The sequence below is a fragment of the Roseovarius sp. MBR-154 genome (genome assembly GCF_053628595.1).
The window spans coordinates 129,357-147,625 of sequence record NZ_JBRJGR010000001.1 but is presented as its reverse complement, the minus strand read 5'-3'; the positions used below and the strand labels follow the sequence as shown (position 1 = coordinate 147,625).

Genomic DNA, 18,269 nt, shown 5'->3' with positions numbered 1-18,269 from the left:
CCGGACCTGTCGGAAAACGACACCGGTCGACCCGGCCAAAGGCCAACACGGAGGACCAACATGACCCACTCACTTCCCGAAGAGAACGTGCGACCGATCGTGCGCAAACTGGCCGAGGACACCAAGGCCGGCAAGATGGACCGCCGCGAATTCATCGCGCTCGCCTCGACATTCGGGGCCTCGTCTGCTGCCGCCTATGGCCTGCTGGGGCTGGCCGTGCCGACCCCGGTGCAGGCGCAGGAGGGCAAGAAAGGCGGCGTGCTGCGCGTCGCCTCCCGCGTGCTGGAAATCACCGACCCGCGCAAGTTCGCCTGGACCGAGCCGGGCAATATCAGCCGTCAGTTCTGCGAGCCGATGGTGCGCTGGGCGTCGGATTTCAGCTTTCAGCCGATGCTGCTGGAGGGCTGGGAGGTCAGCGATGACGCCAAGACCTACACGCTCAAGGTGCGGCAGGGTGCTGTCTGGACCAATGGCGATGAATTCAACGCCGATGACATCATCCACAACCTCAACCGCTGGTGCGACAAGGCGGTCGAGGGCAATTCGATGGCCGCACGCATGGGCACGCTGATCGATCCCGACACCAACAAGGCGATCGAGGGTGCGATCGAGAAGGTGGACGACTTCACCGTGCAGCTGAACCTGCCGCGCCCCGACATCACGCTGATTGCGGGCATGTCGGATTATCCCGCGCTCTGCGTGCATCGCAGCCATGGCGATGACAGCGATCTGGCGCAATCGCCCATCGGCACCGGCCCGTTCGAGCTGGTTTCCATCGAGATCGGCACGAGTGCCGAGGTCAAGCGCCGTGAGGACGGCAAGTGGTGGGGTGGCGATGTCTATCTCGACGGCATCCGCTTCCTCGATTTCGGCACCGATAACGCCTCGATCGTGGCGGCGTTTGACGGCGACGAGATCGACATCAACGACGAATCGACCGCCGATTTCATCGAGGCCTATGATGCGCTCGGTCTGGTCAAGTCGTCCAAGCCCACCGCCAACACCATCGTCGCGCGGATGCGCGCCGACACGCCGCCCTATGACAGCAAGGAGCTGCGCAACGCCATTCAGCTCGCCTGCGACAACGAGGTGCTGCTGGCCATTTCGATCAACAACGAGGGGATTCCGGCGGAGAACCATCATGTCGCGCCGTTCCATCCGGAATATGCCGAGCTGCCGAAAATCGCGCCGGACCCGGCAAAGGCCATCGAAATGGCCACGGCGGCGGGCCATGCCGAGACCGAGATCGACATCATCTCGATCGACGGCGACTGGCGGACCACCACGACGGATGCCATCGGCGCGCAGCTGCGGCAGGCGGGGTTCAACGTCAAGCGCACGGTGATGCCGGGCAACACGTTCTGGAACGACTGGACGAAATACCCGTTCTCGACCACGAACTGGGGTCCGCGTCCTCTGGGCGTGCAGGTGCTGGCGCTGGCCTATCGCTCGGGCGAGGCATGGAACGAGAGCGGCCACTCGAACCCGGAATTCGATGCGCTTCTGGATGAGGCCCTGGGCGTGTTCGATGCCGATGAGCGGCGTGACTATTCGGCCAAGCTGCAGGCGATGTTGCAGGATAGCGGGGCGATCATTCAACCGTTCTGGCGCAATCAGGCGCTGCATCACACCGACAAGGTCAAGAATGTGAGCGCGCATCAGTTCCGCGAGATGCATTACGAGAAGGTCTGGCTCGACGCCTGATCGCTTATACTTGAAAAGACGGGCCGCCCTTGTGAGGGCGGCCCGATTGCGTTTCAAGGGTCGGGGCATTGGTGTTTCATTGTAACCTCGACACGTTGCACGACCCCTCAAATCGCCAGGCTGCGGGATGGCGTCATGCCGGAGGCATGCCTTCGGCATGGCGATCGCGCGGCACCTTCGGTGCGTTTCGCGCGGACAGGCTTCAACGGCAGCAACAGGCCATAATCGCCCCTCGCTCTATCCGCCGCGTCAGGCAAAGCGCGCCCGCGTCCGGTTGGCGAATGCCACGAGTGAGAGCATCACCGGCACCTCGACCAGCACGCCGACCACCGTGGCCAGCGCTGCGCCGGAATTGAGGCCGAAGAGGGAGATCGCCACTGCGACCGCCAGTTCGAAGAAATTCGATGTGCCGATCAGCGCGCAAGGGGCGGCGATGCGGTGCGGCACCTTGAGCATCCATGCTGCCGCATAGGCCAGCACGAAGATGCCGTAGGACTGCACGAGGATCGGCACCGCGATCAGGCCGATCACCATGGGCCGGTCGAGGATCACCTGCCCCTGAAGGCCGAAGAGGATCATCACCGTCGCGATCAGACCGATCACCGACCACGGCTTGACCCGGGACTGAAACGCCGCGATGCGGGCCTCGGATGCCAGCCTGCGCCGGGTCCAGATGCCCGCCGCGAGCGGCAGCGCCACGAAGAGCAGAACCGAGAGCAGCAGCGTCTGCCACGGGACGGTGATATCGGTCACGCCCAGCAGAAAGGCGACGATGGGCGCGAAGGCAAAGACCATCACCACGTCGTTCACGCTGACCTGCAACAGGGTGTAGCTCTCATCGCCCTTGGTCAGTTGCGACCACACGAAGACCATCGCTGTGCAGGGGGCCGCGCCCAGCAGGATCAGCCCGGCGATATATTGCTGCGCGTCGGCGGGCGCGATGAGATCGGCGAAGATGCCCTCGAAGAACAGCACCGCGAGGGCGGCCATGGTGAAGGGCTTGATCAGCCAGTTGACCGCCAGCGTGATGCCGAGGCCGCGTGGCTGCCGCAGCACGTCGCGCAGGCTGGAGGGATCGACGCCGACCATCATCGGATAGACCATCGCCCAGATCAGCACCGCCACCACGAGGTTGACGCGGGCCACCTCTGCCGCCGCGATGGCATTGACCAGCCCCGGGATGGTGTTGCCGATGGCGATGCCCGCGATCATCGCGAGGGCGACCCAGAGGGTGAGGTAGCGCTCGAATGTGCTCATGTCGGTGTCTCCGATCCTTGGTTGGCATCGAGCCGCCCTGCTGCCAGGGCCGAGGCCGCGATCATTGCGCTTGCCGTGCCCAGCATCAAGGGCAGGCCGCCCGCCTGATAGGTCAGCCCCGAGAGGACCGTGCCCAGAAGCCGCCCGCCCGCATTGGCCATATAATAAAACCCCACGTCCATTGTCACGCGCTCGGCTTGGGTGAAGGCGAGGATCAGGTAGGAATGCAGCGCCGAATTGACGGCGAAGATCGCACCGAAGGCCAGCAGCCCCGCCACCAGTGTCACCGTGAGCCATGTCTGCGGGCCATCCGCCGTTAGAGCCGCAACGGTCAGGCCCACCGGCACCGCCAGAAGCGCCAACGCCCAGCCCCGTGCCGCGCGGATGAGATCGCCTTCGGGGCGGGAGGCCGCGCGCATCAGGCGCGGCGCGCTGGCCTGCACCGCGCCGTAGAGGATGATCCAGCCCGCCATGAACGTGCCGATCATGAAGAACGCGGCGCGGTTTCCGGCCTCGGACCCGTCCGAGAGCACGCTGTAGAAATAGACCGGGATGCCCACCACGAACCACACGTCGCGCGCGCCAAACAGGAACACGCGTGCCGCCGAAAGCCAGTTGACGTTGGCGGATTTCGAGAAGACCTCGGAAAACTTCGCCCCCTTACGGCCCGTCGGCAGACCCGGCGGCATGGCGAGCGCCACGGCCACGAGGATCACCGCCAGCACCGCCGCCATCGCCCAGACCGCGCCGACAAAGCCGATGCCCGCCAGCAGCGCCGCCCCCAGCAGGAAGCCCAGCCCCTTGACCGCGTTCTTGGAGCCGGTGAGTGCCGCGACCCAGCGGAAAAGCCCGCCGTCGCCCTTGGGTGCCAGCAGCTTGACGGCGGATTTCGAGGACATCTTGGGGAGATCCTTGGCCACGCCGGACGCCCCCTGCACCACCATCACGTAAGCGACCGAGAGCGCGACGCTCCAGGCGGGATCGAGCTGCGCCAGCGCGATGAGGGCCAGCACCTGCAGGCCGAGGCCTGCATAGAGCGTCGAGGTCAGGCCGAAACGCGCCGCGATCCAGCCCGCGGAGAGGTTGGTCACCATGCCCGCGATCTCGTAGAGGACAAACAGATAGGCCAGCTGCACCGGGGTGAACCCGAGTGTGTGAAAGTGCAAGAGCACCAGCATCCGCAGCGCGCCATCGGTCAGCATGAAGGCCCAATAGGCCGCCGTGACGGCGATATAGGCGCTGAGGCCTTCGGGACGTGCCGTCAAACCGTGGCCCCCACCATCAGCGCTATATCGACGAGGCGATGCGCATAGCCCATCTCGTTATCATACCACGCATAGACCTTTACCTGCGTGCCATTGATAACCATGGTCGAGGGTGCATCGACGATGCCCGACCGCGTGTCGTTGGTGTAATCGGCGCTGACAAGGGGCCGCGTTTCATAGCCGAGGATGCCGGCAAGCGGCCCGTCGGCGGCGGCCTGAAAGAGGGCGTTGACCTCTTCCACGCTCGTCTCGCGGTCCATCTCGAACACGCAATCGGTGATCGAGGCGTTGAGCAGCGGCACGCGCACGGCGTGGCCGTTCAGGCGGCCTTTCAATTCCGGATAGATCAGCGTGATCGCCGTGGCGCTGCCGGTGGTCGTCGGGATCAGCGAGTTGAGCGCCGAGCGCGCGCGGCGCAAGTCCTTGGCCGGGCGATCGACGATGGTTTGCGTGTTGGTCACATCATGGATCGTGGTGATCGAGCCGTGCTTGATGCCGATGGCCTCGTGCAGCACCTTGACCACAGGGGCAAGGCAATTGGTGGTGCAGCTTGCCGCCGTGACGATGCGGTGGCGGGCGGGATCGTAGATGTCGTGATTGACGCCGTAGACGATATTGGCGGCACCGCTGTCCTTGACCGGGGCGGAGACGACGACCTTTTTCACGCCTGCGTCGAAATAGGGGGCGAGTTTCGCCTCGCTCTTGAAGACGCCGGTGCAGTCGATCACCACATCGACCCCCTCCAGCGGCAGGTCGCCCAGATCGCGCGTGCCGATGAAGGGCAGGCGCGTGCCGTCGATCGTGACGCTGTCGGCATCGTGCGCAAACACGGCATCCCACCGGCCATGCACCGTGTCGAATTCCAGCAGATGGGCGTGCATTTCGGCATCACCCACGGCGTCGTTGATCCACGCGATCTGTGCACCGCGCTCCAAGAGCGGCTTGAGGATCAGCTTGCCGATCCGGCCCAGACCGTTGACTGCGTAAACCGTCATGCCTCGGCCTCGTCCGCCGCGCGGCCGATCTCGTCGACGGCGGTCTGCAGGCTGACGCGGTCGAGCGTTTCGACGGGAAGCGCGGCGAAGGCGGTGATCCGGTTCTTGAGCGCGCCGTAGGCCTGTTGGAAGGCAAGGCTTTTCTGCGCGTCGGTGCCGGTGGCCAGCACGGGATCGGGGGTGCCCCAATGGGCGCTGACCGGTTGCCCAGCCCAGGCCGGGCAATCCTCGTTCGCCGCCCGGTCGCAGACGGTGAAGACGAAATCCATCACCGGGGCATCCGCGCCGGTGAACTCGTCCACATGCTTGGCGCGCAGGGCAGCGGTGTCATGGCCCTTGGATTTCAGCACCTCGAGCGCGAAGGGGTTGAGCTCGGAAAACGGCCGCGTGCCGGCGGAATAGGCGGTGAACCGGTCCCCCGCCATGTCGCGCAGGATGGTTTCGGCAAAGATCGACCGGGCGGAATTGCCCACGCAGATGAAGAGGGCGTTGTACTTTCTGTCGGCCATGTCCGGGCCTCCTTGCAGGGTTTGGGGCAGGGTTGAGGCGGGGGCGCAGATATCGGGCCGCCCGCGACAGCAATCATTGAGCAGGTAATCGAAGGTGCGACGCACCTCTGTCATGTTCATGGAATATCTGAGCGACGTGCCGTTACGCTCCTGCGTGACCAGCCCGGCGCGCATCAGCGCATTCAGGTAGGCGGAGAGGGTCGAGGGCTTGAGGCTGAGCGCCTCGGCCAGCTCGCCCGCCGGAACCCGGTCGGGATAGCGCCGCATCAGGAGCCGGAACAGCTCCAGCCGCTGCGGGTGGCCGAGGGTGGCGAGCCTGTCGGGAATCTCTTTTTCCATATTTCGTGAATATGTGAAATATATGGCAAAGGCAAGTGAAGGTTTGGTGACGGGGATGTGACGAAACGGGATGAAGGACGGACGCGCGGGGCCGGTGTTACCCTGCCCCGCGCGTGGCATTCGGGGTCACTTGACCGCTTTGCCCGCGATCACCGTGGCGTTCTTGCCGCTGTTGGAATTCGCGGTGGCGAGAACCTTGGGCTTTTCCTTCTTGGGCTTCTTGGCCTCGCGGTTGCTCTGGCTTTTTCCTTTGGACATGGGAGTGTCTCCTGAAAGATCCCGGTCAGGCAGGGTGCCGGGCCGGGTCGTGCTCAGGGGATCAGGGGGCCTGACAGGGTCAGGGCGATGAGCCCTCGGGCGCAGCAGGCACGGCGCGGGGCCGGTGCTGCATCATGGAAGATAAGCGGGCCGAGGGGCGGCGACAAGGGGCGTGATGGGGGCCCCACCCCCCTTCTCGGTCATCCCCGCGAAAGCGGGGATCTCATGCGGACTGTCGCGCGTTGTCCTCGGGAGAGGCAGCCGTGCGGTCTACGGGCCGCGGTCTGGCGAGGCAACGGTTGTGGCTGCCACTTTATCCCTGCCAAATAAGTGTGACCCCAAGACGGAGTGCGACGCCTCAAAATCGCCAGGCCGTCACGCCATAGGCGTGCCACTTATATCGGCGCACCTCCGGTGCGACAGGCGGCCCTGCGATCGCTCGGCGGCGCAGCAAGCTGAGCCTCGATTCCGCGCGAGGGACAGTCCACACCGCGTATTTAAAGGGTCGTCATCCCCGCGAAAGCGGGGATCTCTTGCAACTTTGCGCGCCCTATCATACAGAAATTTCCCGCGTTCGCGGGAATGACGGTGTTTATGGTTGGAAGCTACCCACGCTACACTTGCTGATCATCATCCCGACGCTTACCAATTTCCTTCCTTAACTGCACTCCCATCCATTTAGGCAAGGCGTGGTCAATCAACCAGTCAAGCGCCTTGGTTCTCTCCTCACCTCCAGTAAAGTTCAGATAAATTTCAGAATTTATTGCGGAGCCACCCATGCATATTTTTCCGTTTGCTACAGCATCTTCATAAAAGTAGGCAAAATTCCTCCATCGGAAGCCCTCATCAATCAATTCCTTTCCTCTTTTGTGAATATCGTTTTGAAATCCCATTTTGGGGTGAAGTTGAATTGATCTTTGATTTGCAAGGACCACTCGCGCAGTTTGGTTGTAACCTGAGACTAACATGTCCAACGGAAAAGCAACGCGTCGTAACATAAAGCACATGTGATCCAATTTATTGAGATCACCGAAATCAAGAACAATACTGTCTGAGCGATAACGGTTACCGGGGTTTCCCAACTTCTCAACTCGATTGATATATGCACAGGATGGCTCAAATAACGGAGAATGAAATAGGCGGACATCTCGTGGGAACCCGTTTGGCGGACATAAAACTATTGGAATAAGATCACCAGTCATTTCCATGACCGCACCAAACATACTCAGTAGATCGTGGTTGAAGTTTATCTTTTGGCCGTTCAATAGCAGGATTGCTTTGAGGTATTTTTCAATGGCTTGCTGCGAACTCCAGCAATACTGGAACTGAAGTCCCGACCGGGCTGCCATCCTCGCGATGAGATAATCTTCATCTGCAGCATCTCTAAACATTCGCCAGATGCTGGATCGAATGTATATGTTGGTGTCGGGTGTCATTCATCCCCCTCAAACATCCAACTCCTCCACGAACCGCGCATTCTCGGAAATATACTGGAACCGCAATTCCGGCTTTTTCCCCATCAGACGCTCCACCAGATCGCCGGTTTGGCCCGGTTCATCCTCGTCGATCGTCACGCGGATGAGCTTGCGCGAGTTGGGGTCCATCGTCGTTTCTTTCAAATCTTTGGCGTCCATCTCGCCCAGACCCTTGAAGCGGGAAACGTCGATCTTGCCTTTGCCCCCCAGCCCCTTTTCCAGCCACAGATCACGCTCGGCCTCATCGAGGCAATAGACCCGTTTTGACCCTTGGGTCAGCCGGTAGAGCGGTGGGCAGGCCAGATAGAGATGGCCTGCGTCGATCATCGGGCGCATCTGCGTGAAAAAGAACGTCATCAACAGCGCCGCGATATGCGCGCCATCGACATCTGCGTCGGTCATGATGATGATCTTGTCATAACGCAGATCATCGAGGTTGAACTTGCTCCCAAGGCTCACGCCAAGGGCCTGTGTCAGATCGTTGATCTCCTGATTGCTGCCCAGCTTGGACGAGGCTGCGCCCAGCACGTTCAGGATCTTGCCGCGCAGGGGCAAGAGCGCTTGGTTTTTGCGATCCCGCGCCATCTTGGCCGAGCCGCCCGCGCTATCGCCCTCGACGATGAATAGCTCTGTGCCGTCGCGGGTGCTGGAAGAGCAATCCACCAGCTTGCCGGGCAGGCGCAGCTTCTTTGTCGCGGTCTTGCGCTGTGTCTCTTTCTCTTGCCGCCGCCGCAGCCGTTCCTCGGCCCGCAGGACAAGGAAATCAAGGATTGCGCCTGCGGATTTGGTATCCGCCGCCAGCCAGTTGTCGAAATGGTCGCGCACCGCCCCTTCGACCATGCGCGCGGCGTCGGTGGTGGCAAGACGGTCCTTGGTCTGGCCCACGAATTCCGGCTCTCGAATAAAGCACGACACCAGCGCACAGCCGCCCGCCAACAGGTCTTCGCGGGTGATCTGCGCGGCCTTGCGGTTGTTGCTGAGCTCGCCATAGGCCTTGATCCCCTTGAGGATCGCCGCCCAGAACCCGGCTTCATGCGTGCCACCCTCGGGCGTGGGCACGGTGTTGCAATAGGATTGGATGAACCCGTCGCGCGCGGGCGTCCAGTTGATCGCCCATTCCACCTTGCCCGGCACGTTGTATTTGTCGCGGAAATCGACAGTGCCGGCAAAGGGACGCTCGGCATAGGTGGTGGCACCGCCCAGCGCCTCACCAAGGTAATCCGCAAGGCCACCGGGGAATTTGAACGTGGCCTCTTGCGGGGTGTCGCCATCGCTGATCTCGGTTTTCCAGCGGATTTCAACGCCGGAAAAGAGATAGGCCTTGGAGCGCGCCATCTTGAAGAGCCGCGCGGGCTTTAGCGTGAGCGAGCCAAAGATCTCGGGGTCGGGGTGGAAGGTGACGGCGGTGCCGCGCCGGTTGGGGGCCGCGCCCACCTTTTCCAGCGGGCCCTGCGGCAGGCCGCGCGAGAACGCCATGCGATACAATTCCCGGTTGCGCGCCACCTCGACGCTGAGATGATCCGAGAGCGCATTCACAACCGAAGAGCCGACCCCGTGCAAGCCGCCCGAGGTCTGGTAGCTGTCGCCGGAAAACTTGCCGCCCGCGTTGAGTGTGCAGAAGATGATTTCCAGCGCGGTCTTGCTCGGGTCCTTGGGATGCGGGTCAACCGGGATGCCGCGCCCGTTATCGCGCACGCTGACATGGCCATTGGCGTGCAATTCCACCTCGATCCATGTGGCATGGCCCGCCACCGCCTCATCCATCGAGTTGTCGATGATCTCGGCCACCATGTGATGCAGGGCGCGATCGTCCTTGCCGCCGATATACATGCCGGGGCGCAGGCGGACATGCTCCATATCCTCGAGCACCTGAATGGAGGAGGCGTCATAGTCGGATTTCGGGGTGGGCGAGAGAAGATCGTTCATGCCGCTGCTCTTTGCTTTTATGGGTTGGCGAGCATTATGACAGAGGGGGAGAGGTGGGGAAAGGGATTGTGCTCCCGGCACTCTGTTGCGCGATTGTAAGTTCTGCAACACCGCTTTGTGATAAACCGCAAGGTCGTTGCCTCAATTCAGCCACAGTTAACCAACAACCTCAGCGTGTAGTTTTACCGCTTCCTGTTTTGTTTGAACGAAACCTCAACGCGGAGACAGAGCAAATGAAATACTGGTCAGCCTCGGCGCGTGCCGCGGACAATTGGGTCGAAGTGCCTCGCGGATATCGCAAGGTGCATGCGTGGACGCCACAGATTGGCGATATCTTCCCGAATTTCAACGTGCCGAGCACGCAAGGCACGATCGCGTTTCACAACTGGGCCGAGGGGAACTGGGTGTACCTCTTCAGCCATCCGTCGGCCTTCACCCCGATCTGCACCACGGAACTGGCGTCCATCGCGATGATGTTGCGGGATTTCGAAGAGGCGGGCGTATCCGTTGCCGCCCTTTCGATGAGCGCGCCGGAGGAAACCGCCCGTTGGGTGGCGGATGTCGAGGATACGTTCGGTCTCGATGTGGATTTCCCGGTGATGTCCGATCCCGGCGGGCGGATCTCGCGCGAGATGGGCCTGATCCACGCCAAAGAGGATGCCGGCTGCACGATCCGCAAGAGTTTCATCATCGACCCGTCGCTGAAATTGCGGATGATGTTCGACTATCCGACCGCCGTGGGACGGTCGAGTGAGGAAGCCCTGCGCGCCACGCAGGCGCTACAGGCATCGGATCGCACATCGCTCGGGGTTCCGGCGGACTGGCAGCCGGGCGACGATCTTCTGGCGCGCGCCAGCGACTGTGGCGATGCGGATCTGGATTCCCGTTACGGCAGTAAATGGACGCGCATGTGCGATTACCTGAAGGTGGTTCACGCGGGGGCGGTGAGCTGACCGGCTGCGCGCGCGGGGCTCACCCCGCGCGCGCTCTGAGCCACTCGACCAGTGCGCCCGCGCCGATCTGGCCCTGGGCGAGGCGAATGATCTGCCGACCGGTGTCTTCGGTGTCATGGGTCAACACCACGCCATTGAGTTTCAAGCAGACGATCACCGTCCGGTAAGCCGTGCGCTTGTTGGCGTCATTAAAGCAATTCCCCTGCGCGATCGCCTCGGCATAGGCGGCAGCGAGGTCGAACACGTCCTCGATCATGCCATAGAGAATGCGGTTATCGACCCGCGCCAAGGCCCCGTCGAGGGACTTGTCGCGCGTCCTGCCCGGCAATTCTCCGAGGTTCAGTACGAGGTCATGCAGCGTCTCGACCTGCTCGACGGTCAGAAGTAGGAAGCTCATTTATCTTTAAGATAGTCGAGCACGGGCTGTGCCTGCGCACGCGTCTCGTCGAACGCGGCCATCGTCGCATGGCGCGGCTCGTCCTGGAGGGTGGCTTCCTCGGGCACGAGATAGCCGATGCATCTGGAGTTCTTCATGATTGCCACGGGCTTACCGCCCGCTGCGTCGAGCACTTTCTGGGGTTCGCGCAGTTCGGTCATGGTGCAGATCTGGTTGGTGAGAAGGCGTTTCATGGAAATCTCCAAATATTACGCATTGGAATATACACCTGAATGGGTACTACTTCAACATGCCGCGCAGGTGGTGCAGGCACCCAAGCAGCGCCGCGTGATCATCGGTGATGAGTGAGATGGGCATGTCCCGCATGATCGGCTCATACGGCCCTCTGGCGCAGAAATGGCGGTGACACTCAAGATCTGTGAAATGCGGTGCGATGGCACGGGCCAGTCCGCCGATCAGGTAGATGCCCCCGGTGCTCATATGAGTGAGCGCCAGATTGCCCAATACAGTGCCTAATATGTGTCCGAAGAGTTCGAGCGTGTGCCGTGCGTCGGGCATGCCGGTTTCATATCCGGCGATGATCCGGTCCGGTGTCTGTTCCTGCCCGGTGCGCAGACGGTGGATCCGCGCAAGCCCCGGCCCAGACAGAACCGCCTCATAGGGTTTGTGCGCCATTTCACGCGCCAAAGCGGCGACTAGGTCATTTTCTTCCACCCCCATGTGCGGCAGGCCGGAATGCCCGGCCTCGGCGGGAGGCACGTACAGCGTGGCGTTCACACGGTGGGCCACGGCGATATTGCTGCCGGTGCCCAGCCCCATCACCATGCGCGGGCCGTCCGGAACCGGCACCCCAGGCACGAGCGGCAGAATGGCGGCGGCGGGCAGATCATCGAGCGCGTGGGCCTGTGCCTGCAGGTCGTTCAGAAGATGCACCGCTTGCGCGCCGGTGGCGCGGGCGATCTCTGCAGTGTCGATGACCCAGTCGAGATTGGTCAGGCGCGCGGTGCCCGCGCGCACCGGCCCCGCCACCCCGGCGCAGACCGCATCGACCGGCGCATCCTCGAGATAGGCGGCCATCACGGGGGCCAGCCCCGAGAATTCGGCATTGGTGATGCGCCGCGCGGTCCCGGGACAGAGTCCCCGCCCCGTGCCGCGCGCCAGCCGTGTATGGCTCGCGCCGACATCGGCCAGCAGAAACTCAGCCATCGCGCCAGCGCGCCACGGTGGCGCGCGCCGCCTCTGCCAGCATCAGCACATCCGCCCCAACAGCGAGAAACTGTGCGCCCCAGTCGCGATAGCGCAGCGCCACCTCGTGATCGGTCGCCAGAATGCCCGCCGCCTTGTTCGAGGCTGCGATCCGGCCAAGCGCCTCCTGCATTGCGGCCTGCACCTTTGCTGCATCGGGATCACCGAGATGCCCCATGTCGGCGGCCAGATCGGCGGGCCCGATAAAGACCCCGTCCACCCCCTCGACGGCGAGGATATCGTCGAGCGCCTCGAGCCCCGCCCGCGTCTCGACCTGCACCAGCAGGCAGATCTGCGCATCCGCCGTCTGGGCATAACGCGCGATCCCGCCAAACATCCCAGCGCGCGCGATCATCGCCCCCGCGCCGCGGATGCCCGCAGGCGGATAGCGCATCGCGCGCACCAGAGTGCGGGCCTGGTCGGCGCTTTCGACCATCGGGATCAGAAGCGTCTGCGCGCCCGCATCAAGCGCCTGCTTGATCGCCCAGTCCTCGCCCATCGGCAGGCGCACCACCGGATGCGTCGGATATCCGTGCATCACCTGTAATTGTGCGGTGATCGTGGGCAGGTCATTCGGCGCGTGTTCACCGTCGATCACCAGCCAGTCGAACCCAGCCGAAGCCATCAATTCGGTGGCGTATGGATGAGCAAAGGCTGCCCAACAGCCATATTGCATGTCGCCGCGCTGCAAGGCGGCCTTGAAGGGGTTTTTCGGGGCGGACATGGCGCGCTCTCCTCTGTCATGGTCAGGCGCAGCATAGACCGCGCCAACGGGGAATGGCGAGGGGGCAGGTGGTTGCAATCCATACCAAAAGGCGGGGGGCCGTCCCGGTCTTACGCCCCCGCATGGACAGCGCCGCTGCTCTGTGGTCTGACTGCCCCCGGCAGACGGAAGGGGAAGGTGGCGCATGTCCGAACATCTGAAAGGCTTGTTGATCACCGCGCTCGGCGTGCTTTTCGTGGTGCCTGACTCGCTCTTTGTGCGGCTGATCGATGGGGATGCGGCGAGCATCGCGTTCTGGCGCGGCATCACGGCGGGGGGCGTGATCCTGCTCGGCGTACTGGCGATCAATGGCGCGCGCGGCTTTGCCGAGGTTGCGCGCACCGGGCGGCCAGGGTTGATCTATACGGTGCTGATCGGGGCCACCGCGCCCGGCTTTGTCTTTGCCGTGAGCCTGACCAGCGTGGCCAATGTGGTCTTTATCCTCGCCTCGATGCCGGTCTTTGCCGCGATCTTCAGCCGGGTGTTTCTCAAGGAGCCGATCAGCCGCCGGATGATCCTGACCATGCTGGGGGTGTTCGCGGGGCTGGCGGTGATCGCGCGAGGATCGGGTGAGACCCATGGCGCGCATTGGAGCGGCGATCTGGTGGCGCTCGGGGTCTCGGCCAGTTTTGCCGCCGCGATGACGGCGGCCCGGCAATTGCGCGCGGTGTCGATGATCCCTGCCATTCCGGTGGCGATGATCGGAGCCTCGTTGGTAATCTGGCCGCTGGCGCAACCGTTGGCGGTCTGGCAGGGCAACTGGCCGCTCATCCTCGCGCATGGGGCGTTCATCAGCGTCTCGACCTGCCTGCTGACGCTCGGGCCCCGTTATATCGCCTCGGCGGAGGTGGCGCTGCTCATCCTTCTGGAGTCGGTGCTGGCGCCGCTGCTGGTCTGGGCGGTGATCGGCGAAGACCCGGGCGGCTGGACCATCGTCGGCGGGGTGGTGGTGATCGGGGCGCTCTTCGTGTCGAACCTCTGGGCGCTGATGCATCGTCGCCGGTTGCGCACCCGGCCGCAGCCGCGCACCGGCCCGCCGGTCTGAGCCTCAGCTGTCGCGGTAGATCACGAAACAGGACCAGCCGTCGTCGCGATGCCCCCGGTCGTGATAGCCTGCGGCGCGCAGGCACTGCTCTGACGCGGGATTATCCGGATGTACGAAGGCCACCAGTCGGTAGAGCCAGTCATGATCGGCAAAGGCGCGCCGCGTGGCGCGGCGCACGAGGTCGCGCCCGAGGCCCCGCCCCCAATGCGTGCGCCCCAGCCAGTAGCTGAGTTCGGCAGTGTCCGTGCTGCTCTGGTCGGTGCCGAAGGCGAGGCGCATCTGCCCGATGGGTTCTCCATCAAGCGTGACGGCAAGCACGTCATGGTGCTCGCCCAATGCGGAAATCTCGATCAGGCCATGCGCCAGCGTCTCGGTCATCTCGCCGGGCCAGTCCTCGTGCATGTAGCGCCAGACTTGCGGATCGCCGAGAAGCTGACGATAAGCGGGAGTATCATCGCTCTGCCAGCGGCGGAAATCGAGCAGGCGGGTCGGCTTTGCCGTCCACGAGAGCGGCGCAGACGGCACGGCGTTGGGGCAGACAGCCTCCTTGTCGGCGATCACCCAGCCGATCTGCATCGGGTCGTAGGCCACCGGGATGCCGTTGGCCTCGCACCATGATTTCTGGTCGGGGTCAAGAAGGCCCTCCCATCGCGATGGAAGGGCCGAGCCGGGCTGGTATCGCTTTGAAGATATCTTGTCGGTCCGATCAGTCACGTCGCGGCCCCCCAGGCGGCAGTGCTAGGTCGTTAGCCTTCTAGATATGGGGTGCCACCTGCGCGGTTCAAGACTTTGTGAACGGTAAGGCGAGGGCTGGTCAGACCGGCCAGGCGGACGGATTTCTGCGACGAACTCCATTCAAGAAAATTCGCGAATTTTCTTGTCGCGCGCGGTTTGAGCGGCGTGCTAGAATTTCACCGTGACACCGGGCAGGTTCAGCGCCTTGATCAGGTCGCGCAATTCCTGGCGAGCGGCTATGTTCGAGATGTTGAGGCCCTTGACCCCGATATCCTTGAGATCGAGCAGCGTCAGGCCGCGCGGGAACAGCTCACGAAAGATCACCCGTTCATTGAAGCCCGGCGCCACGCGAAAGCCGATCCGCTTGGCGAGGTTCTCGATGGCGCGGCCCATCTTCTCCTTGTTGACCATGGCCTGCGCCCCCACCCGGTTGCGCAGCACGACCCAGTCGATCGCCTTCAACCCGGCCTGCGCGCGCAGTTGGCGGGCGTTCCAGACCATCTCTGAGTAAACCGAAGGCCCGAGGATCTTCTGCCCGTCGCTGTCGATGCTGGCGAGCAGGTCGAAATCGATGAAACTGTCGTTGAGCGGCGTGATCAGCGTGTCGGCAAGGCTATGCGCCACCTGGCTGAGGCGGGTATGCGAGCCGGGGCAGTCGATGACGATGAAATCGCTGTCGGTCTCCAGCTCCGCCACCGCCGCCGAGAGCCTGCGGTCATAGACGTTCTCGCCCGGCTTGAGCTGATCGGCGGCCACTTCGGGCAGGTCGTGGTAGCGCGGGCTGGGCAAGTCGAGCCCCTCTGCCTGAAGGAATCGCTTGCGGTTTTCGGCATAGCGGCCAAAGGTGCGCTGCCGCAGATCGAGGTCAAGCGCGCTGGTCTTGTACCCCATCCGGGCAAGCGCCGTCGCCACGTGCATCGACACGGTCGATTTGCCCGCGCCGCCCTTTTCATTCCCGACGACGATGATATGCGCCATGGTCCCGTTCCCCTTGGTCGCGGGGTGCGCGGCCTGTCCGCCCCCGGTCTTTTTGTGTGACATTACCTGTCTGTATCGCAATAGGGAAGGTGCGCCAGCCGGGTCAAGCGCCATCGACCCTGTGCTTGCGTCTTTCGCTGGCACCCGCCTCGCCCCGGCGCTAGGGTCGCGCGCATGACCGAAACCGCGCTGACATATTCCCCCGATCAGGCCGAGGCCCATGACCGCATCGCAGAGGCGCTGCGCGGTGTGGGCGTGGACCTTGACGAGGGGCTGCTGACGCCGCCGCGCGAGGGCAAGCAGGCGGTGCTGGCGGTGGTCGGCAAGGCCGGGTCAGGCAAGACGCTCTTGCTGGCCGCGCTCTACCGCGCGCTCGAGGAGGCGGGGGTCGATGTCGTCTCGGGCGATTGGGAAGGGCGCAGACGGCGCGACCGGCGCACGCTGGCCATCCTCGCCCCCACCAACAAGGCGGCGAGTGTGCTGCGCATGCGCGGGGTGCCTGCAACGACCATTCACCGCATTCTCTATACCCCGGTCTATGACCCGGAATATGAAAAGATCGCCGAATGGCTGGCGCGGAATGGCGACCGCCCCGAGGTCGAGGGGCTGACTGATCTGGCGCTCGACCGGGCCCTGGCGTTTTACCAAAGCAACAAGTCGATACCCGGCGCGCTTGCGGCGGCGGGGCTGCGCGGGTCGGATTTCATCACCGGCTGGAAGCGTCGGGAAGAGCCGCTCGATATCGGTTTCGTCGATGAGGCGAGCATGCTGGATGCCCAGCAATTCGAGGACTTGCAGGAAATCTTCCCGACGCTGCTGCTGTTCGGTGATCCCGCACAATTGCCGCCGGTGAAATCCAATGACGGCATGGTGTTCGAGACGCTGCCCGCCCCTGCCCGGCTGGAACTGAGTCGCATTCACCGGCAGGACGCCGACAACCCGATCCTCGATCTGGCGCATGCGCTGGCCGACCCGGCGCTGGAATTTCCTCATTTCGAGCGGATGATCGAGGACGCGGCCAAGCGCGATGAGCGGGTGCGATGGGCCGAGCGGGTCGAGGTCGATCTGATGGCGCGCTCACCGGTCCTCGTCTGGCGCAACGCCACGCGCATCCGGCTGATCAACGCGTTTCGCGCGGTGCATGGCGCGCCCGAGACGGCGCTTCTGGAAGGTGAGCCGCTGGTCTGCGACGGCATTGAGCTGCCGCTCAAGCATCGCAAGAAGCGGCTGGATCTGGAGGCGCGCGGGCTGATCAAGGGGGCGCAGGTGATCTATCTCGGGCCCGGCAAGCGCCCCGGCTTTTCGCGTCTGCATGTCATTGGGGCCGAAGATCCGCGCCTGTCGGCGGCGTCGATCGTCAAGATCGAGAAGCCCGACGAGGAAGAGCCGTTCATTCCCTATGCGGCCAATATGGGGGCGACCTTTCTGCATGGCGCGGCGGTGACGATCCACAAGGCGCAAGGCAGCCAATGGCGCGATGTGCAGGTGTTTGCCCCCGACATCTATGCCGCCGCCCGGATGGGACGATCCGAGGCCGGGCAACCGCTCTGGAAACGGCTGGCCTATGTGGCGATCACCCGCGCCGAGGAGCGGCTGCACTGGGTGGTGCGCAACCGGCTGTCGAAACCCACGGCACCGCTCAGCATCGACGATCTGCGCACCAAGCCGGTGCCCTTGGAACTCGAACAGGAGGAAGAGCCATGAAATCCGTTCTCGTCACCGGCGCAAGTGCCGGCATCGGCGCCGCCTGCGCACGCGTCTTTCTGGAGGCAGGCTGGCTGGTCGGCCTGATGGCGCGCCGCGCCGAGGCTTTGGAAGCGGTGGCCGAGGGCAGTGACCGCGCGGTAATTCTGTCCGGCGACGTGACCGATCCGCAGGACGTGGCGCGCTGTTTCGAGGATTTTACCGCCCCAACCGGTCGCCTCGACGTTCTCTTCAACAACGCGGGCAGCTTTGGCCGTGCGGCGATGATCGACGAGTTGGGCTATGACGAGTGGCGGCAGGTGGTGGATGTGAACCTGAACGGCATGTTCCTCTGTGCGCAAGCGGCGTTCGGGCAGATGCGGCGGCAATCGCCGCAGGGCGGGCGGATCATCAATAACGGCTCGATCTCGGCCCATGCGCCGCGCGAGGGGTCGGTTGCCTATACCACCACAAAACACGCCATCACCGGGTTGACCAAGACGCTCAGCCTCGATGGGCGTGCCTATGACATCGCCTGCGGACAGATAGACATCGGCAACGCGCGCACCGAGTTGCTGGACGGGATCATCGCCGCCAATCCCGACACCCCGCCCCCCACGATGGACGTGGCCGAAGTCGGGCGCGCGGTGCTGCATATGGCGGACCTGCCGCCCGAGGCGAATGTGCAGTTCATGACGCTGATGGCGACGAAGATGCCCTATATCGGGCGCGGCTAAGGCCC

At 63.5% G+C, this 18,269-nt stretch carries 18 protein-coding genes; 5 read left to right on the top strand and 13 right to left on the bottom strand.

The window, feature by feature from the left end:
- Positions 1 to 60: 60 nt before the first annotated feature.
- Entirely contained in the window at positions 61 to 1,704 is a 1,644-nt protein-coding gene (locus tag ACSSV4_RS00710; RefSeq protein WP_454272770.1) for an ABC transporter substrate-binding protein, read from the top strand.
- Between the two features lie 249 nt (positions 1,705 to 1,953).
- On the opposite strand, the gene arsB is transcribed toward ACSSV4_RS00710, so the two are convergent.
- From arsB to parE, 7 genes are all read right to left on the bottom strand, one after another.
- Positions 1,954 to 2,961 (bottom strand): ACR3 family arsenite efflux transporter, encoded by a 1,008-nt coding sequence (gene arsB, locus ACSSV4_RS00705; protein WP_454272768.1) that lies wholly within the window; start codon positions 2,959 to 2,961, stop codon positions 1,954 to 1,956.
- Complete coding sequence (gene arsJ / locus ACSSV4_RS00700) at positions 2,958 to 4,226, bottom strand: organoarsenical effux MFS transporter ArsJ (RefSeq protein WP_454272766.1); 1,269 nt, start codon at positions 4,224 to 4,226, stop codon at positions 2,958 to 2,960. The genes arsB and arsJ overlap by 4 nt, the downstream gene beginning before the upstream one ends.
- Positions 4,223 to 5,221 (bottom strand): ArsJ-associated glyceraldehyde-3-phosphate dehydrogenase, encoded by a 999-nt coding sequence (locus ACSSV4_RS00695; protein WP_454272765.1) that lies wholly within the window; start codon positions 5,219 to 5,221, stop codon positions 4,223 to 4,225. Before ACSSV4_RS00695 ends, arsJ begins: the two co-directional genes overlap by 4 nt.
- Positions 5,218 to 6,069, bottom strand: coding sequence for an arsenate reductase/protein-tyrosine-phosphatase family protein (locus ACSSV4_RS00690; RefSeq protein WP_454272763.1), 852 nt, complete (start codon positions 6,067 to 6,069; stop codon positions 5,218 to 5,220). The genes ACSSV4_RS00695 and ACSSV4_RS00690 overlap by 4 nt, the downstream gene beginning before the upstream one ends.
- A gap of 126 nt (positions 6,070 to 6,195) precedes the next feature.
- Positions 6,196 to 6,327, bottom strand: a complete 132-nt coding sequence (locus tag ACSSV4_RS00685) for a hypothetical protein (protein WP_008281428.1) — start codon at positions 6,325 to 6,327, stop codon at positions 6,196 to 6,198.
- A gap of 614 nt (positions 6,328 to 6,941) precedes the next feature.
- Positions 6,942 to 7,763, bottom strand: a complete 822-nt coding sequence (locus ACSSV4_RS00680) for a HEPN domain-containing protein (RefSeq protein ID WP_454272761.1) — start codon at positions 7,761 to 7,763, stop codon at positions 6,942 to 6,944.
- Between the two features lie 9 nt (positions 7,764 to 7,772).
- Positions 7,773 to 9,728 carry a DNA topoisomerase IV subunit B gene (gene parE, locus ACSSV4_RS00675; RefSeq protein WP_454272759.1) on the bottom strand — a complete coding sequence of 652 codons (1,956 nt, stop codon included), beginning with the start codon at positions 9,726 to 9,728 and terminating at the stop codon, positions 7,773 to 7,775.
- Between the two features lie 233 nt (positions 9,729 to 9,961).
- Here parE and ACSSV4_RS00670 point away from each other — a divergent pair, with 233 nt between their 5' ends.
- On the top strand, positions 9,962 to 10,681 hold the full coding sequence (locus ACSSV4_RS00670; protein WP_454272757.1) for a redoxin domain-containing protein: 720 nt from the start codon (positions 9,962 to 9,964) through the stop codon (positions 10,679 to 10,681).
- A 19-nt stretch (positions 10,682 to 10,700) separates the two neighbouring features.
- Here ACSSV4_RS00670 and ACSSV4_RS00665 read toward each other — a convergent pair whose 3' ends face one another.
- From ACSSV4_RS00665 to ACSSV4_RS00650, 4 genes are read right to left on the bottom strand one after another with little or no spacing between them, the layout of a single operon-like run.
- Positions 10,701 to 11,078 carry a type II toxin-antitoxin system death-on-curing family toxin gene (locus ACSSV4_RS00665; protein ID WP_454272755.1) on the bottom strand — a complete coding sequence of 126 codons (378 nt, stop codon included), beginning with the start codon at positions 11,076 to 11,078 and terminating at the stop codon, positions 10,701 to 10,703.
- Positions 11,075 to 11,311 (bottom strand): hypothetical protein, encoded by a 237-nt coding sequence (locus ACSSV4_RS00660; RefSeq protein WP_454272753.1) that lies wholly within the window; start codon positions 11,309 to 11,311, stop codon positions 11,075 to 11,077. The genes ACSSV4_RS00665 and ACSSV4_RS00660 overlap by 4 nt, the downstream gene beginning before the upstream one ends.
- Positions 11,312 to 11,357: 46 nt before the next feature.
- The gene (locus tag ACSSV4_RS00655; protein WP_454272751.1) at positions 11,358 to 12,284 is read right to left on the bottom strand and encodes a glucokinase; all 927 of its coding nucleotides are present in this window, start codon (positions 12,282 to 12,284) and stop codon (positions 11,358 to 11,360) included.
- Entirely contained in the window at positions 12,277 to 13,047 is a 771-nt protein-coding gene (locus ACSSV4_RS00650) for an HpcH/HpaI aldolase family protein (protein ID WP_454272749.1), read from the bottom strand. The genes ACSSV4_RS00655 and ACSSV4_RS00650 overlap by 8 nt, the downstream gene beginning before the upstream one ends.
- Before the next feature lie 184 nt (positions 13,048 to 13,231).
- On the opposite strand from ACSSV4_RS00650, the gene ACSSV4_RS00645 reads away from it, so the two are divergent.
- On the top strand, positions 13,232 to 14,131 hold the full coding sequence (locus ACSSV4_RS00645) for a DMT family transporter (protein ID WP_454272747.1): 900 nt from the start codon (positions 13,232 to 13,234) through the stop codon (positions 14,129 to 14,131).
- A gap of 3 nt (positions 14,132 to 14,134) precedes the next feature.
- Here the strand turns inward: ACSSV4_RS00645 and ACSSV4_RS00640 are convergent, their stop codons facing one another.
- Both ACSSV4_RS00640 and ACSSV4_RS00635 read right to left on the bottom strand, forming a co-directional pair.
- Positions 14,135 to 14,845, bottom strand: a complete 711-nt coding sequence (locus ACSSV4_RS00640; protein ID WP_454272746.1) for a GNAT family N-acetyltransferase — start codon at positions 14,843 to 14,845, stop codon at positions 14,135 to 14,137.
- A 189-nt stretch (positions 14,846 to 15,034) separates the two neighbouring features.
- Positions 15,035 to 15,844: a division plane positioning ATPase MipZ gene (locus tag ACSSV4_RS00635; RefSeq protein WP_454273378.1), complete on the bottom strand. Its 810-nt coding sequence runs from the start codon at positions 15,842 to 15,844 to the stop codon at positions 15,035 to 15,037.
- Positions 15,845 to 16,018: 174 nt separating this feature from the next.
- Here ACSSV4_RS00635 and ACSSV4_RS00630 point away from each other — a divergent pair, with 174 nt between their 5' ends.
- Both ACSSV4_RS00630 and ACSSV4_RS00625 read left to right on the top strand, forming a co-directional pair.
- Positions 16,019 to 17,548, top strand: a complete 1,530-nt coding sequence (locus ACSSV4_RS00630) for an AAA family ATPase (protein ID WP_454272744.1) — start codon at positions 16,019 to 16,021, stop codon at positions 17,546 to 17,548.
- Entirely contained in the window at positions 17,545 to 18,264 is a 720-nt protein-coding gene (locus ACSSV4_RS00625) for an SDR family oxidoreductase (RefSeq protein ID WP_454272742.1), read from the top strand. The genes ACSSV4_RS00630 and ACSSV4_RS00625 overlap by 4 nt, the downstream gene beginning before the upstream one ends.
- The last annotated feature ends 5 nt before the right edge of the window (positions 18,265 to 18,269 follow it).